The sequence below is a fragment of the Flavobacterium rhamnosiphilum genome, assembly GCF_004349195.1.
In the GTDB taxonomy this organism is placed as follows: Bacteria; Bacteroidota; Bacteroidia; order Flavobacteriales; family Flavobacteriaceae; genus Flavobacterium; species Flavobacterium rhamnosiphilum.
The window spans coordinates 167,789-184,773 of record NZ_SMLG01000002.1; the positions used below are offsets into that span (position 1 = coordinate 167,789).

Genomic DNA, 16,985 nt, shown 5'->3' on the forward strand with positions numbered 1-16,985 from the left:
ACTTTACAAAATATGAAAAAGATAATAACATGTATAGCAATAGCATTTCTGACTATAAATCTTAGTGCGCAAGAAAGTAAAACTGCTACAAAAGAAAAAGCAAAAAAAGAGTCTTGTTGTGCTAAAAAAGATTCCAAATCAAAAGCGATGAGTGCTGATGAAATAGAAAAATGCCAAGCAAAATGCAAGGCCGAAGGAAAAAAGTGTGATGTCTCAACGGCAAAAGCAAGTGAAAAAAAATGCTAATCTGAAAAATATAGATTTTAATTTCCTATAAAAAACGCCTCTAAATCTAGAGGTGTTTTTCTATTTTTATAAATAACAAAGTGTTTTTATTTAACTCTTACACTCCATTCAAAATCCATTTCGGATACTTGAATTCCTTTTTCATCCGTTCCAATAGACTTCATCCAGAAGGTTTGTCCTTCTCCGGTAGCAATTGTTTTTTCAATTGCTTCTTCAATTAAATGACCATCCTTACAAGTAAAAGTGATTCTACCAGTTGCTTTTTTAGTAAAATTTCCTTTGTTGTTAGCGACAAGCATTGATACTTTCCTCCCGCTTTTTTGAATTTGGAACATTACTAAAGCTCCTGTAGAAAGCTCTGCAGCCATCGCTTGCACGGCAAAATACATGGAATTAAACGGGTTTTGATTAATCCAACGGTGTTTTACTGATACCACACATTTGTTTTCATCAATCTCTTTTACACGTACACCACAGATAAATGCTGACGGTAATTTAAATAAGAGAAATTTATTAAGTTTTGACGCTGTAAGTTTCATTATTGCTAGGTTTTTTGCTAAAATACAAAAAAATAGTATGCGTACATATTAAATTAATTTGTTAATTTTATGTTAATATTTGGTACTATGCGAAACAAGATACTGTCTTTTAGACATATATTTGCATAAGAAATTACTATATACTTTTAATCATGGAAACAACAACCGAAAAAAACACCGCTACATTTACTCATTTGAGTGCATTAACTCAATATTTTATTCCTTTTGGAAATTATATTTTTCCAATAATACTTTGGACTTCAAAAAAGGAAAGTTCTGAATTTGTGGATCACCACGGAAAGCAAGTACTTAATTTTCAGTTAAGTTTATTATTGTATTCTTTAGTGCTGATACTAATTGCAGTTCCAACATTTTTAATTACACTGTTTAGAAATGTTCCTTTAGAAGCTGTAATAAATGACCACGATTTTGTTTTTAGAAATTTTAACTTTGAAGGAAACATTGGAATGTTAACAGTAGGTTTAGTTGCTGTTCTAATTTTTGGCCTTTTAAAAGTGGCTGAATTCTTTTTAATCATTTATGCTTCAATCAAAACATCAAATGGAGAAAAATACAACTATCCAATAACGATTCCTTTTATTAAGTAGGAAAAATAAAATGAATTAAAAGAGAATAGACGTAATAAATAAAGTGAACCAAATAGCAATAAGAGATTGCTTCGTTCCTCGCAATGACAAATCATCAATCATCAATCAGAAAATGAACCGTTTAATCAACACAAAATCAAAAAAAAGAAATTATGAACATTGAAAACACAAAAGCCCAGATGCGTAAAGGTGTTCTCGAGTTTTGCATCTTATCAGTATTAAAAGAAAAAGATGCATACACATCGGAAATATTGGACACATTAAAAAACGCAAAATTATTAGTTGTGGAGGGAACTATTTACCCGCTGCTAACCCGATTGAAAAATGATGGATTGCTCAACTATCGTTGGGAAGAATCCACATCAGGACCACCAAGAAAATATTATGGTCTAACCGAAATAGGACAAACATTTTTAAAAGAACTTAGTGGCACCTGGACTGAATTATCCGATGCCGTAAACCTTATAACCAACCAAAAACAATAGTCATGAACAAAACTGTAAATATAAATCTAGGCGGAATGTTCTTTCATATAGATGAAGATGCATACCAAAAATTAACTCGATATTTTGATGCCATAAAACGTTCTTTATCAAATTCATCAGGACATGATGAGATTATAAAAGATATTGAAATGCGTGTTTCAGAATTATTGAATGAGAAACAAATAAGCGACAAACATGTTGTGGGTTTAAAAGATGTAGATGAGGTTATTGCCGTAATGGGACAACCGGAAGATTACATTATTGAAGATGAATTGAAAGGTTCTCAAACCTTTAGTGACAATTCTAACAGAAGAACAAAAAAATTATACCGTGATAAAGAAAAAGGTATGATTGGTGGTGTTGCCGCAGGATTAGGTCATTATTTTGGAATTGATGCCGTATGGATCAGAATCGTTTTAATACTATTAGTTTTTGCTGGATTTGGAACTGGAATTTTAGCGTATATCATTCTTTGGATTGTTACTCCTGAAGCCGTTACCACATCAGAAAAACTGGAAATGACTGGAGAACCGGTAAACATTTCGAATATCGAAAAAAAAGTACGTGAAGAGTTTGAAAGCGTTTCTGGGAAATTAAAAAATGTTGATTACGACAAATATGGCAATCAAATAAAAACTGGTGCCGGTAAAATAGGAAGCTCTTTTGGTGATTTTATCATGACTGTTTTCAAGATTTTTGCAAAGTTTTTGGGTGTGATTTTAATCATCACTGGAATCGCTACATTAGTTTGTTTACTAATTGCTGTTTTCACTTTAGGTTCCTCAGATTTTATTAATGTTCCATGGCAAAGTTTTATTGAAGCTGGAAATTTCACGGATTATCCAATATGGTCTTTTGGATTGTTAATGTTCTTTGCTGTTGGAATTCCGTTCTTTTTCTTGACACTTTTAGGTTTCAAATTATTGTCTCCAACCATGAAATCAATTGGAAACATTGCTAAATACACATTATTGGCACTTTGGATAATTGCAATCGGAATTCTAATTTCTATTGGAATCAACCAAGCTTCAGAAGTGGCGTACCAAGGAAAAACGGTTCAGAAAGAAACGATCAATATATTGCCAAATGACACTTTGTTTGTAAAATTCAGATACAATGAGTATTACACAAAAGACATTGACAGCAACGAAAACTTTGAATTTGTTCAAGATTCAGCAAACGTACAATTGATTTACTCTAATAATGTGAGTTTTCAAATTTTACATACGGATGAAAAATTACCTTTCATTCAAATTGAAAAAATGGCAAGGGGAAAATCGTTTCAAGATGCAAAACGAAGAGCCGAAAAAATAAAATACGCAATTAAAATTGAAGGAAATCAGCTGATTTTAGATAATTATTTATTGACAGAAGTAGCTAATAAATTCCGTGATCAGGAAGTGGAAATATTTTTATACCTACCAGAAGGAATTCTATTGAAACCAGATTCTTCTATACAAAATTATGACAGATCTGATGATTCATTTTTCAACTTACACTACAGTTCAGATAATTACATTTACAAAGTAGAAAATTCTCAAATAAAATGTTTAAATTGTCCTGCTGATGAAAATGAATATAATGATGTTGATGTAAATGAAAATGGCGATAATGTAGAAGTAAACATTACTGGAAAAGTAACCGAAAATGACAGTATTACAACCACTACTGTAAAAGTAAACGGTGAAACGGTAACAGTGAATGAAGCTGGAACAAAAAAAGGTTTATCAGTAAGCAAAAACGGTGTAATCATTAAAAATTAAAGCTATGTTAAAAATCATCACATTAATTACAAAATTTATTCTGGTTGCGTTAACTGCCTTACTATTCGCATCGTGTAACCATTCCATTAATTTGAAATCAATAGAAGGAAGCGGGAATGTCACCACCGAAAGAAGAAATGTGGAAGGTGATTTCAAAAGCATAGAAGTAAGCAATGCCATCGATCTTGTCATTGAACAATCAGACGTAACTGAAATAGTAGTTGAGGCTGATGATAATTTGCAGAAACACATCATTACCAAAGTTGAAAATGGCACACTCGTTATTTCTTGCGATAAAAATTCTTTTATCAATACGAAATCAAAAACAGTAACCGTAAAAATGCCTGTTATTGAACAATTAGAAGCCAACAGCAGTGCGTCAATCACAAGCATAAATACTATAAAAGGAGAAAACATCACACTAAATACTTCTAGTGCCGGAACTATTAACCTGAGTATAGAATCAGATGATATCACTTGTGATTCAAGTAGCGGAAGCAGCATCACCATTAATGGAATGGGATTAAAAATGAAAGCAAATGCATCAAGTGGAAGCGGAATTGACGCCAAAAACTTATTAGCAAATGAAGTTAATGCTGAAGCTTCCAGTGGAGCCACCATCAGTATTCACCCTATTGTGAGTTTGGATGCAGAAGCGTCTAGCGGAGGAAGTATAAGCTACAATAAAGTTCCTAAATCAATTCGAAAAGAAACCAATTCCGGAGGAAGTATTCATCAAGAATAACAAATCGTTCTTAGTCTTAAAAAAACATCCACCAATCATGGATGTTTTTTTAAGACTATTTTTATCGAAAATAAAACAATTAACCATCTATTTATTACAATAAATGACTATCGAAAAAATCACGGTAGTCCAAAACAATTAATCACTTCTACAAATCATCAATCAAAATCAATCAAATTATGAAAAACAATTTCTTTAAGGCTACACCCTATTTAGCTTTATTTTTTGGAGTTACAACACTTCAGGCGCAAGAAGCTAAAACAGTAGTTCCTATAAACAATAAGGCAATATCAAAGTATAATTATCATGATACTTTTGGCCCCAATTTTTATACTAAAAACGGCACAGATTCTCACTCAGCAAGCGGACAGCCCGGAGCAAAATACTGGCAAAACAGAGCCGATTATCAATTGACCGCTGTCTTGAATGAGAAAAACAATGAGGTTATTGGTTCTGAAATTTTGACATATACGAACAATAGCCCAGATAAAATTTCTTTTTTATGGATGAACGTGGATCAGAATTTATTTAAAAACAATTCCCGAGGAGAAACTGTTATTCCAATAACAGGAAGTCGCAACGGAGATAAAGGACAAGTTTTTGACGGTGGTCATAAAATAAAATCGATCAAAATAGTTTCTGGAAAAAATGGAAAGACTGTCGAAACGGAAGCCAAATTTGAAATAATTGATACGCGAATGCAAATTTTCCTTCCTCAGGATTTGAATCCAAATGGAGGAAGTATCAAACTTAAAATTGACTTTTCATTTATTTCGCCAGACTTCGGATCAGACAGAATGGGCGTTTTAGAAACCCAAAATGGCAAAATATTTACCATGGCGCAATGGTATCCAAGAATGTGTGTTTATGACGATGTCAAAGGTTGGAATACCTTACCTTATTTAGGTGCTGGAGAGTTTTATCTGGAATTTGGTGATTTTGACGTAACCATAACAGCTCCCGCAAATCATATCGTAGTCAGCTCCGGTGAATTAATGAATCCTTCTGAAGTATACACGGCCGAACAACAAAAACGTTGGGCAACAGCTTCGCAAAGTGACAAAACAGTTACAATTCGCTCTGCAGAAGAAGTGACAAATACTGCTTCGAGACCTTCCGGAAAATCTACTTTGAACTGGCATTTTAAAATAAAAAATGCTCGTGATGTTTCCTGGGCATCTTCAGCAGCATTTATTATTGATGCCGCAAAAATCAATTTACCAAGTGGTAAAAAATCGTTGGCTATTTCAGCATATCCTGTTGAAAGTGCTGGTCAAGATGCTTGGAGCCGAGCTACAGAATATACAAAATCATCTGTTGAAAATTATTCTAAACGATGGTTCGAATATCCTTATCCCGCAGCAACAAATGTAGCAGGAAACGAAGGTGGAATGGAATATCCTGCAATTGTTTTTTGTGATTGGCAATCAAAAGACAGGGAGTTATGGAGAGTCACGGACCATGAATTTGGACACGGATGGTTTCCAATGATTGTGGGCTCAAACGAACGTTTATTTGCTTGGATGGACGAAGGATTAAATACTTTTATCAACTCACTGAGTGCCGAGGATTTTAACAACGGAGAATACAAATCGAAACCAAAAGACATGCAAAGAATGTCAAAAAGATTAACTAATCCGGAATTAGAACCTATTATGACTGCTCCTGACGGGATGAAAGAATCAAACTTAGGTTTGCTGGCCTATGAAAAGCCATCTTCTGGATTAGTTATGTTGCGTGAACAAGTGTTAGGCAAGGAACGATTTGACAAGGCTTTTAGAGTTTACACGGAACGTTGGGCTTTTAAACATCCAACACCAGATGATTTTTTCAGAACAATGGAGAATGTTTCCGGAGAAGATCTAAACTGGTTTTGGAGAGCTTGGTTTGTAAACAATTGGAGTTTAGACCAAGGCATTTCTAAGATTAAGTATTTAAAAAATAATCCAAAATTGGGAGCACTTATTTATATCGAAAATTTGGAAAAAATGGCTATGCCTGTAGTATTAGAAATTAAAACCAAAAGTGGCGCAACTAATCGTGTGCAACTTCCTGTAGAAATCTGGCAACGCAACACGAATTGGGTATTTAAAAATGCCTCAACCGAAGAAATTGACACCATTACCATCGATCCAGATCATGCTTTACCTGATGTAAATACAAAAAATAACGTGTGGAGTTCGGGCAAAAGTGAGTTAGAAAAAGCAGTTATTTTAGATAGTTATGTTGGTAGTTTTTCAAGTAAACAAATTCCGGTAGAAATTGTTTTAACAGAAGATAATGGAAATCTTACTGCAAATGCAACTGGTCAACCAACACTTACTTTTGACTCAATCGGTAAAGACAAATTTGGTTTTGAACCAGCAGGAATTGAAATTCATTTTAACGAAACTAAAAATGAATTTAAATTTAAAGTAAATGGTCAAGAATTTTTGTTTACAAAGGCTTAAAATAAATCCCTTAGGAAAAAAGTTATCCCTCAGTAAATAAAATCATTTTACTAAAATTAAAAAATCATCCATCACAAGTGGATGATTTTTCTATATTTGTGTAGACTCTAATTCAAATGACTATGAAAAAACATGCTGCTATACTCCTGCTCCTTTTATCAACCACATTGACATTTGCACAGAAAAAGGAAAAAATAAAAGGCTCAAAAACAGTAACTGTGGAACAAAGGGAAGTTGGAAATTTCGAGTCGCTTACTGTTGAAGACAATCTCGAAGTACACTTGGAAAGAGGCGAGAGAACTGAACTGAAAATTGAAGCTGATGAAAATTTACACGATATTATCTCACTGGATTTAAGAGACAATATGCTTCGTATTTACACCACAAAACAAGCCACCAATTATAAAAAACTGATTATTAGAGTAACGTATACCAATGATTTAAATCTGGTTACTTCAAAAGATGAAACGACTGTAAATGCAATTCAGGAAATTTTATTAAATGATTTCACACTGAAAGCACACGATGCATCCAAACTATTTTTGAATGTGAATGCCAAAAACTTCGTATTACAATCTGATGATAAATCAAAAACAGAACTCAATTTAAAATCAGAGAATACTACCATCGAATTAAGTAAAAACGCATCTCTAAAAGCCTTAGTCACCACTACTGATTTAAAAGTGGATATGTACCAAAAATCAGATGCTACTATCGAAGGAGACGCAGCTAATGCCATCATTCGGTTGGATAATAACTCGAGCTTGACAGGAAATAAATTAACTATAAAAAATGTTGACGTAACCACAGAAAGTTATTCCAATTGTAGTGTTAATGCTGTAACAACCGTTATTATAGACGCCGCTAATAAATCAGAAATCCAACTTGTGGGTGCTCCAAAAATTGAAATCAGAAAATTTGCTGATGAAGCTAAATTGATAAAAAAGTTGAAATAAAAAATCCTCTAACCAACAAAAAGTCCCACTTGCTAAGGCAAATGGGACTTTTTTTATTGGAACTTCCAGATTCTGATTATTCTTTAGAAGCCAAATATCTTTCGGCATCAAGAGCGGCCATACAACCTGTTCCGGCTGCAGTTATCGCTTGACGATATACATGATCCGCTGCATCACCCGCTACAAAAACGCCATCAACATTTGTTTTTGAAGTTCCAGGAGTATTGATAATATATCCCGTTTCGTCTAATGTGATATAATCTTTGAAAATATCCGTATTTGGTTTGTGACCAATAGCCACGAAGAAACCAGTTGCAGGAATATCAAAAACTTCATTTGTCGTTTTATTTAAAGCCTTCACAGCAGTAACCACTTGCTCATCTCCTAATACTTCAACGGTATCGTGATTCATTAATATGGTAATGTTTTCGGTTTTGCGAACGCGTTCTTCCATGATTTTAGAAGCTCTGAATTTCTCGCTGCGCACTAACATGGTTACTTTTTTACAAAGTTTTGACAAATAATGTGCTTCTTCACAAGCCGAATCTCCTGCTCCTACAATTACCACTTCTTGATTTCTATAGAAAAAACCGTCACAAACAGCACAAGCAGAAACTCCGCCACCCATTTTTAAATAGTGTTGCTCTGATGGTAAACCTAAATATTTAGCCGATGCTCCAGTAGAAATAATTACTGTTTCACAATGCAATTCTTTAGTATCATTGATCCAAACTTTATGAATATCTCCTGAGAAATCAACTTTAGTTGCCCAACCATCACGCACATCAGTACCAAAACGTTGTGCTTGAGATTGCAATTGAACCATCATTTCAGGTCCTGTAACACCATCAACGTATCCTGGGAAATTTTCCACTTCGTTAGTTGTTGTCAGCTGCCCACCAGGTTGGATTCCTTGGTATAAAACTGGATTCATATTAGCTCTGGCGGCATATATTGCTGCGGTATAACCTGCTGGACCAGAACCTATAATAAGACATTTAATTTTTTCGATTGTATCTGACATAGTACGATTATATTATAATTTTTAACAGTGCAAAAATAAGTCATAATTACTGTATTATAGAACCTGAATAATCAGTTTTTGTTATTCTACAATAAAAAAATCCCTTCTGTTGAGACAGAAAGGATTTTTAGTCGGGGTGGCAGGATTCGAACCTGCGGCCTCCTGCTCCCAAAGCAGGCGCGATAACCGAGCTACGCTACACCCCGAAAGCGGGTGCAAATATAGTACTATTTTTGGCTTATGCAAAACTATTTCAGAAATTAAGGACTAAATTTATTTGGTGCGAAAATTAGTGTGGAAATCTATAATAAATTTGTTTTTCCAAAGCATTATTCATCCACAACTCCCCTAGCCCGGATGGCAGTGAAAAGCTTCGCCGGGCTACTCCCGATTTTTTCTTGACAGAAAAGAGCGACCAAAGGAAGCTCCTTTTATGGTTTTAGAAAAAACCAGGAGCAGCTCAAGAACTTGTAACGCACAGCTGGAATAGCTCCTGTAAAATGAAATCCGTTTTAAAAATGGGAATTGTCAAATAGCGACTAATCAAGCTTTAACAAATGTTAACAAAATAGATTTTTAGAAACCATAAATAATTGTATTTTTACGGTTCAAAATTTAGAAAAATAAATGGGCAAAATCATCGCGATTGCTAATCAAAAAGGTGGAGTTGGAAAGACTACAACGTCAGTTAATCTTGCTGCTTCACTGGGTGTTTTAGAAAAAAAAGTATTACTTATTGATGCTGATCCACAGGCAAATGCCTCTTCAGGATTGGGTATTGATGTTGAATCTGTTGAGATCGGTACGTATCAAATTCTGGAACATAGTCATGCGCCGAAAGAGGCCATTATAAAATGTTCTGCTCCAAATGTGGATGTAATTCCATCACATATTGACCTTGTTGCTATTGAAATCGAATTAGTCGATAAAGAAAACAGGGAATATATGCTTAAAAAAGCATTGGAAAGCATCAAAGAGGAGTACGATTATATCATCATCGATTGCGCGCCATCTCTTGGATTGCTTACGTTGAATGCTTTGACTGCTGCAGATTCTGTGATTATTCCTATTCAATGTGAGTATTTTGCACTGGAAGGTTTAGGGAAATTATTGAATACGATAAAAAGCATCCAAAAAATTCACAATCCGGATTTAGACATCGAAGGGTTATTATTGACCATGTTTGACTCGAGATTGCGTTTATCAAACCAAGTAGTTGAAGAGGTTCAAAAGCATTTCAACGACATGGTTTTTGACACCATTATTCAAAGAAATGTAAAACTGAGCGAAGCGCCAAGCTTTGGAGAAAGTATAATAAACTACGATGCGACAAGCAAAGGAGCTACCAATTACTTACATCTTGCTCAAGAAGTTATAAAGAAAAACAGTAAATAGTTTTATGGCAAAAGCAATAAAAAAACAAGCCTTAGGAAGAGGATTATCTGCGTTATTGAAAGATCCGGAAAACGATATAAAATCCGTTGACGATAAAAATGCCGATAAAGTTGTAGGAAATATTATTGAGCTTGAAATTGAAGCAATTGAAATAAATCCGTTTCAGCCCAGAAGTAATTTCAATGAGGAATCGTTGAGAGAATTAGCGACTTCTATCAAAGAATTAGGCGTTATTCAGCCTATTACCGTACGTAAATTAGACTTCAATAAATACCAATTGATTTCGGGTGAGCGTCGTCTTCGTGCGTCAACTCTTGTAGGATTGAAAACTGTCCCTGCTTACATTCGTATTGCAAATGACAACGAATCATTGGTTATGGCTTTGGTGGAAAACATCCAACGTCATGATTTAGATCCAATTGAGATTGCACTTTCGTACCAACGTTTGATTGATGAAATTCAATTGACTCAGGAACAAATGAGTGAGCGAGTAGGAAAAAAACGTTCTACAATCGCTAATTATTTGAGACTTTTAAAACTAGATCCGATAATCCAAACCGGAATTCGTGATGGTTTCATCAGTATGGGTCATGGTCGTGCGATAATCAATATTGAAGACCAAGATATTCAAACTGATATTTATCAAAAAATCGTCAGTCAAAATCTATCCGTTCGAGATACGGAAGCTTTGGTAAAAAACTATCAGGAAAGTTTAAAACCTAAACCTGCCGGCAAACCAAAAGCGGCTTCATTTGAAATTGCAGATGCTCATAAAAGTACTTTTACAAATTATTTCGGAACCAAAGTCGATGTGAAAGTAGCCGGAAACGGCAAAGGAAAAATCACTATTCCATTTCATTCTGAAGAAGACTTCAACAGAATTATTAAATTAATAAACGAGTAGTGCATAAAATCATTTTCATAGGTCTATTCCTTTTTATTACGGGAAACACTACTGTTTTTGCCCAAACAGAAGCGGTACTTGTAGCTAAAGATACTTTGAAATCGAACAACATTGATCCGTTGACTCCCGCAAAAGCAGCTTTTTATTCAGCAGTTTTGCCCGGTTTAGGCCAGGCTTACAATAAAAAATATTGGAAAATACCGCTGGTTTATGGAGCCATTGGAACCAGTCTCTATTTTTATATCGATAACAATAAAAAGTACCATCAATATAGAGACGCTTATAAAAGCCGGCTGGAAGGACATGTTACCGACGATTTAGCTTTCTTAGATAATAACCGATTGATTGCCGGACAAAAATTTTATCAGCGAAATCGTGATTTATCCGCATTATTTGTTGTGGCTTTTTATGCCTTAAATATTATTGATGCTAATGTGGATGCCGCTTTAATACAATTCAATGTGGATGAAAACTTATCAATAAGACCAGTTCTTTATCCAAATGATGTAACATTAAAGACTAATGTAGGACTAACATTTAATTATAATTTTTAGAAGCCAAAAGCTTAAATAAAGAAAAAGAACAGCTCATTATGTCATTAATTAATAAAATAGGGAAGAAATATTTTTTTATTATTACTACAATTTTGTTATTAATCACTTTAATAAATTATTCAGAAATTAAAGAGTTTGAGACTATTCGAATGAATAATTTCTTTTCTGGATTTATCGCTGGAATTTTAATAGGGCTCTTGCTTGCAGGAATCGTAAATTATTCAAAATTTAAAAAATAAACAAATGAAAATTGCGCTTTTAGGATACGGAAAAATGGGTCAGGTAATTGAAAGAATTGCACTGGAAAGAGGTCATGAAATCGTTTTGAAAAAAGATGAAAACAATACTTTTGACGGTCTTTCAAATGCTGATGTGGCTATAGATTTCAGTGTTCCAACAGCCGCAGTCAGTAACATCTCCAGTTGTTTCCATGCTAATGTCCCTGTAATTTCAGGAACCACAGGCTGGCTGGAACATTATGATGAAATGGCGGCACTTTGTGCAGCAAAGAACGGTGGTTTTATCTCTAGTTCTAACTTTAGTTTAGGTGTAAATATTTTCTTTGAACTCAATGAATATTTGGCTAAAATCATGTCAAAATTTGACAATTACACGGTTGCTATGGAAGAAATTCATCATACCCAAAAACTAGACGCGCCAAGTGGTACTGCAATTTCATTAGCCAAAGGAGTAATTGAAAATAGTTTGTACACCAACTGGACATTGGAAAAACCTGAAGCTAATCACCCGAGCGATAGCGAACTGGCGAAGCAAATTCATATCGAAGCAAAAAGAATAGGAACTGTTCCCGGAACACACACCGTAACATACAATTCTGTTGTTGATGCTATCGAAATAAAACATACGGCACACAATCGTGAAGGTTTTGCTCTAGGTGCAGTAATTGCAGCAGAATGGATTGTAGGAAAACAAGGAATTTTCACAATGAAGGATGTTTTAAATTTAAAATAAATGTTATCCAGTTTATGATTACTCATTTGACAATCATAAATTTCAAACCTTAAACAAAAAATTATGTCAGTATATCAATGGTTTATATTTTTTCTGCTTGTACAAATAGTTCACTTTTTAGGAACATGGAAATTATATGAAAGTGCAGGAAGGAAACGTTGGGAAGCAGCTATTCCAGTATATAATGCTATTGTTTTGATGAAAATAATAGGTCGCCCCACTTGGTGGACCATTTTACTTTTTATTCCAATTATCAATTTGATTATGTTTCCGGTAATCTGGGTAGAAACATTGAGAAGTTTTGGAAAACGATCTGGACTAGATACTTTTTTAGTACTTATAACCCTCGGATTTTACATCTATTATGTCAATTATACTCAAAAATTAAATTACATAGCCGACAGAAGTTTAAGTCCGGAAAATAAAACCGCTGATACGGTTAGCTCTTTACTTTTTGCAGTTATCGTAGCTACTTTGGTTCATACTTATTTAATTCAACCGTACACAATTCCTACCCCTTCATTAGAAAAATCCTTATTGGTAGGTGACTTTTTATTTGTGAGTAAAATGAATTATGGTGCCCGAATTCCAATGACAACTGTGGCATTGCCAATGGTTCACGATTCGATACCTTTAGTTCAAAAAAAATCATACTTAACTTGGCCACAATTACCTTATTTAAGATTACCGGGGATCCAAAATATAAACAGAACAGACATCGTTGTATTTAACTGGCCGGTTGATACTGTTTATAGATTTTTTGACACTTCAAAAAGACGTGCTTTCAAACCGGTAGACAAGAAATCGAATTATGTAAAAAGATGCGTTGGAATCCCTGGAGACAACTTGTCTATAAAAGACGGCATGATTTATATTGATGGTAAGCTATTGGAAATGCCCGAAAGAGCGAAACCACAATTCTCCTATAAAGTAGCATTAGACGGAAAAACGCCAATCGATTTTGAACATTTATTCAAAGAGATGGACATAACCGACCCTGTAATGGTTACTGATGAAACCCGAAGAGATACCTTATTCTTTAGTGCTTTGACAGCTGCCGGAGCGGAAAGATTGAAAAATGTACCCGGTATTACAGCCGTTATCCAACAAATATCAAAAGATATTGATAACAGCATCTTCCCACACATTAATAAATGGAACCGTGATAATTTTGGTCCAATTTACATCCCCGAAAAAGGGAAAACTGTCTCTTTAACAACCGAATCATTGCCATTTTATAAAACCATAATTACTGATTATGAAACAAATGAAAATGGAGATAAAAACGACCTTAAAGTAACAGGGAACGAAATAAGGCTAAACGGAAAAGTAGTTAAAGATTATACTTTCCAACAAAATTATTACTGGATGATGGGTGACAACCGTCATAACTCTGAAGACAGCCGTTTTTGGGGATTTGTTCCTGAAAATCACATTGTTGGGAAACCTATTTTTATCTGGTTAAGCTGGGATACAAACGGTAAAGGTTTGAATAAAATACGTTGGGACAGAGTTTTTACAACTGTTAGCGGTGATGGTCAACCTCAATCTTATTTTAAATATTTCCTAATCGCTTTAGCAGCATTTTTCATTGGAGATTATTTTTGGAAGAAAAGAAAAGAGGAAAAAAATTAGTCAAAAGTTTCAAAGTCGAAAGTCATAAAGTATCTATTTAATTTAGCTTTATGACTTTCGACTTTATAACTTTAAAAACTTTAGACAAATATGAACATTCTCATCCACCCCACCTATTTCCCATCGATAAGCCATTTTGCAGCCATGGTACAATCGGAAAATATTACCTTTGAAATAGAAGATAATTTTCAGAAACAAACCAACCGCAACCGCGCTTATATTTATAGTCCAAATGGAATTCAGTTATTGAATATCCCGGTAAAACATTCGAAAGAAAGTCATCAAAAAACAAAAGACATCAAAATTGAAACTGATTTTGACTGGCAAAAACAACACTTCAAATCATTAGAAGCTGGATACCGAAGTTCTCCTTTTTTTGAATTTTTCGAAGATGATATCAGACCAATTTTCGAAAAAAAATATACTTTTTTATTGGATTTAAATTTTGAAGTTTTCGCCATTCTATCAAAATGTTTTCGCCTGAAATTAGATTACACGACAACAACGGAATACTTTCATGATGTTAATACAGCTACAATCACAGATTTTAGGGCTTTGGTAAACGGGAAAAAAGACCTTTCTTTATTTGAAAGTTACACACAGGTTTTTGATGATAAACATGGTTTTATCAACAATCTTAGTGTTCTGGATTTGCTGTTTAATGAAGGGAAATATGCAATGGATTATTTAAAAAAACAAGATCTGATTCTAAAATAAAATTCCTGATTAAATTTTATTCCAAAGATAATCTTGCCATAATAGGAAAATGATCTGAATTTATAAATTTCGGGAAATTTTCAAATTTCTTTACTTTCATTTTTTCGTCAGCAAAAATATAATCAATTCTGGCTGGATAATACCTGAATTTATACGTCTCTCCAAAACCTTTCCCTGCTTCTTCAAAGCTATCTTTCAACTTTCCTTTGATGCTTCGGTATACATAAGAAAACGCACTATTATTCATGTCTCCACAAATGATAATTGGATACGTACATTTCATTTTATGCTCCTTGAAAATCTCAGCTTGCTGTTGCTGTTGCTTGAACGCTTTACTTATCCTAATAAATAACATTTGTGATTTTTGCTGATTAATAGCGTCGATATTTTCATCAATTTCATTAACATCAGGAGAAATTTTAATGGACTGTATGTGCATATTATACACTCTGATAATGTCTTTTCCCTTTTTTATATCCGCAAAAACAACGTTGTTACTGGAATTTGGAAAAATAATATTTCCTTGATCAATAATCGGGAATTTAGAAAAAATAGCCTGTCCCGTTTTAATTTGGTTCCCATCGGTAAAAATATATCGGTGTGGATACACTTTCAAATCAATATTAGCAGACGAAGAGTATTCCTGAATACACAATATGTCAGGGTTTTTATCATTAATAAAGGTGAGAATATCAGAAGGGACATCGTCTCTGTCAATCCATTTAAAAACATTAAACAGACGAACATTATAACTCATTACGGTAAAATCTTTTTCTTCTTTGGGAAACTCAGGCGAAGAAAATTTATAAAATTTATTTATAAAAGTAATTCCCATCAATAAAACTAAACCCGAAACTATCAATTGCTTTTTGAATTGCAATGCCCAATACACAAAAAACAAGCCATTCAAAATAAAAAAGAGTGGCATAAAAAGTGTTAAAACAGACAAAAGAGGAAATGATTTTGGCGCCAAAAAGGGCAAAACATAGGCAATAAAAGTCACAATAGTAAGGACTATATTCAAAAAAAACATTCCTTTATTAAACCATGAAAGATTTTTCATTTTCTACATTTTTTATTAAGACAATAGCTAAAATCTCATTGCTACTTATTTTCCAACTTTGAACAAGAATTCTTTCTCTTCTTTTGTCAAACTATCGTATCCTGACTGACTAATTTTATCTAAAATTTCATCTATCTGTTGCTGCGATTTATCTTTTGCAACTATTTTTGAAACGCTTTTTTCCAGAGGCTTACTGTAGTTTTTATGCACTTTCTTGAATGGTGTCGCCGTATTTTTTTTGAACAAATTTGCAAAAAAATCTAGAAAACGAGAAACAAGTGTGCTTAAATCCGTTCCATTTTGGAGCAATTTAATAAAAATAAAACCAAAAAAAGCTCCAGAAAGATGAGAAATATGCCCACCCATATTTTCTGAACGCAGTTGCATCAAATCAATAATAACAATTACAGCGGTTATATGCCACAATTTGACATTTCCAATAATCAATAAACGAAGATCCATCAAAGGATTATATGTAGTAGTTGCGACTAAAATAGCCATAATAGCGGCAGAGGCACCTACAATTGGAGCGTTAATACTTAAAACATAGAATACAAGAATATAACTAATTCCAGCAAAAATAGCACTCAATACATACAAGCCCAGCAATTGCTTAGCCGTAAAATACGTCATAAATAATCTGCCCGAAAAGTTCAAAACAATCATATTAAAAATAATATGCATGATTCCGCTGTGAAAAAAAGCATACGAAAGCAGCGACCAAGGTTTCCAAAGCAAATGTGCCGGATTAGAGGATAAACTCACATAATGAATGTAATCAATATTGACACCCAACAAGGATAAAAGTGCAAAAAACAACCACGGAAGAACAAACAAAGCTGCATTCCAAAAGATTAGCTTAGTCACTATTCCTCCCATTTTGTATTGTAATTTCAGGTCGTCAATAATATTCATAATTTAATTGGGAT

General features: G+C 33.8%; 17 protein-coding genes and 1 tRNA gene. 13 read left to right on the forward strand and 5 right to left on the reverse strand.

Annotation, left to right across the window (positions count from 1 at the left end; genetic code table 11):
• Positions 1–12: 12 nt before the first annotated feature.
• Positions 13–246 carry a hypothetical protein gene (locus E0I26_RS04285; protein ID WP_131915264.1) on the forward strand — a complete coding sequence of 78 codons (234 nt, stop codon included), beginning with the start codon at positions 13–15 and terminating at the stop codon, positions 244–246.
• Positions 247–332: 86 nt separating this feature from the next.
• On the opposite strand, the gene E0I26_RS04290 is transcribed toward E0I26_RS04285, so the two are convergent.
• The gene (locus E0I26_RS04290) at positions 333–785 is read right to left on the reverse strand and encodes a DUF4442 domain-containing protein (RefSeq protein WP_131915265.1); all 453 of its coding nucleotides are present in this window, start codon (positions 783–785) and stop codon (positions 333–335) included.
• 152 nt (positions 786–937) lie between these two features.
• Between E0I26_RS04290 and E0I26_RS04295 the strand changes: the two genes are divergently transcribed.
• The 6 genes from E0I26_RS04295 (at position 938) to E0I26_RS04320 (ending at position 7,792) form a co-directional block, all read left to right on the forward strand.
• Positions 938–1,393, forward strand: a complete 456-nt coding sequence (locus E0I26_RS04295) for a DUF4870 domain-containing protein (protein WP_131915266.1) — start codon at positions 938–940, stop codon at positions 1,391–1,393.
• Positions 1,394–1,545: 152 nt separating this feature from the next.
• Positions 1,546–1,878 carry a PadR family transcriptional regulator gene (locus E0I26_RS04300; RefSeq protein ID WP_099713267.1) on the forward strand — a complete coding sequence of 111 codons (333 nt, stop codon included), beginning with the start codon at positions 1,546–1,548 and terminating at the stop codon, positions 1,876–1,878.
• 2 nt (positions 1,879–1,880) lie between these two features.
• Entirely contained in the window at positions 1,881–3,641 is a 1,761-nt protein-coding gene (locus E0I26_RS04305) for a PspC domain-containing protein (RefSeq protein WP_131915267.1), read from the forward strand.
• Positions 3,642–3,645: 4 nt separating this feature from the next.
• On the forward strand, positions 3,646–4,386 hold the full coding sequence (locus tag E0I26_RS04310) for a head GIN domain-containing protein (RefSeq protein WP_131915268.1): 741 nt from the start codon (positions 3,646–3,648) through the stop codon (positions 4,384–4,386).
• A gap of 179 nt (positions 4,387–4,565) precedes the next feature.
• Positions 4,566–6,836, forward strand: a complete 2,271-nt coding sequence (locus E0I26_RS04315) for a M1 family metallopeptidase (protein ID WP_131915269.1) — start codon at positions 4,566–4,568, stop codon at positions 6,834–6,836.
• Between the two features lie 122 nt (positions 6,837–6,958).
• Positions 6,959–7,792 carry a GIN domain-containing protein gene (locus tag E0I26_RS04320; RefSeq protein ID WP_131915270.1) on the forward strand — a complete coding sequence of 278 codons (834 nt, stop codon included), beginning with the start codon at positions 6,959–6,961 and terminating at the stop codon, positions 7,790–7,792.
• Positions 7,793–7,868: 76 nt separating this feature from the next.
• Here E0I26_RS04320 and trxB read toward each other — a convergent pair whose 3' ends face one another.
• Positions 7,869–8,816: a thioredoxin-disulfide reductase gene (gene trxB, locus E0I26_RS04325; RefSeq protein WP_131915271.1), complete on the reverse strand. Its 948-nt coding sequence runs from the start codon at positions 8,814–8,816 to the stop codon at positions 7,869–7,871.
• A 131-nt stretch (positions 8,817–8,947) separates the two neighbouring features.
• Positions 8,948–9,022: transfer RNA gene (locus E0I26_RS04330), tRNA-Pro, on the reverse strand.
• 421 nt (positions 9,023–9,443) lie between these two features.
• Between E0I26_RS04330 and E0I26_RS04335 the strand changes: the two genes are divergently transcribed.
• From E0I26_RS04335 to E0I26_RS04360, 6 genes are all read left to right on the forward strand, one after another.
• A complete protein-coding gene (locus tag E0I26_RS04335) occupies positions 9,444–10,211 on the forward strand; it encodes a ParA family protein (protein ID WP_131915272.1) in 768 nt (255 codons plus the stop codon).
• A gap of 4 nt (positions 10,212–10,215) precedes the next feature.
• Positions 10,216–11,115 (forward strand): ParB/RepB/Spo0J family partition protein, encoded by a 900-nt coding sequence (locus tag E0I26_RS04340; protein WP_131915273.1) that lies wholly within the window; start codon positions 10,216–10,218, stop codon positions 11,113–11,115.
• Complete coding sequence (locus tag E0I26_RS04345; protein WP_131915274.1) at positions 11,115–11,669, forward strand: DUF5683 domain-containing protein; 555 nt, start codon at positions 11,115–11,117, stop codon at positions 11,667–11,669. Before E0I26_RS04340 ends, E0I26_RS04345 begins: the two co-directional genes overlap by 1 nt.
• A 243-nt stretch (positions 11,670–11,912) precedes the next feature.
• A complete protein-coding gene (gene dapB / locus E0I26_RS04350; RefSeq protein ID WP_131915275.1) occupies positions 11,913–12,641 on the forward strand; it encodes a 4-hydroxy-tetrahydrodipicolinate reductase in 729 nt (242 codons plus the stop codon).
• A gap of 63 nt (positions 12,642–12,704) precedes the next feature.
• Positions 12,705–14,276, forward strand: a complete 1,572-nt coding sequence (gene lepB / locus E0I26_RS04355; protein ID WP_131915276.1) for a signal peptidase I — start codon at positions 12,705–12,707, stop codon at positions 14,274–14,276.
• 90 nt (positions 14,277–14,366) lie between these two features.
• Positions 14,367–14,993 carry a WbqC family protein gene (locus E0I26_RS04360; RefSeq protein ID WP_131915277.1) on the forward strand — a complete coding sequence of 209 codons (627 nt, stop codon included), beginning with the start codon at positions 14,367–14,369 and terminating at the stop codon, positions 14,991–14,993.
• Between the two features lie 16 nt (positions 14,994–15,009).
• Here E0I26_RS04360 and E0I26_RS04365 read toward each other — a convergent pair whose 3' ends face one another.
• Together E0I26_RS04365 and E0I26_RS04370 are read right to left on the reverse strand one after the other, a co-directional pair.
• A complete protein-coding gene (locus E0I26_RS04365; protein ID WP_131915278.1) occupies positions 15,010–16,056 on the reverse strand; it encodes an endonuclease/exonuclease/phosphatase family protein in 1,047 nt (348 codons plus the stop codon).
• A 45-nt stretch (positions 16,057–16,101) separates the two neighbouring features.
• Positions 16,102–16,971: a rhomboid family intramembrane serine protease gene (locus E0I26_RS04370; protein ID WP_131915279.1), complete on the reverse strand. Its 870-nt coding sequence runs from the start codon at positions 16,969–16,971 to the stop codon at positions 16,102–16,104.
• Between the last annotated feature and the right edge of the window lie 14 nt (positions 16,972–16,985).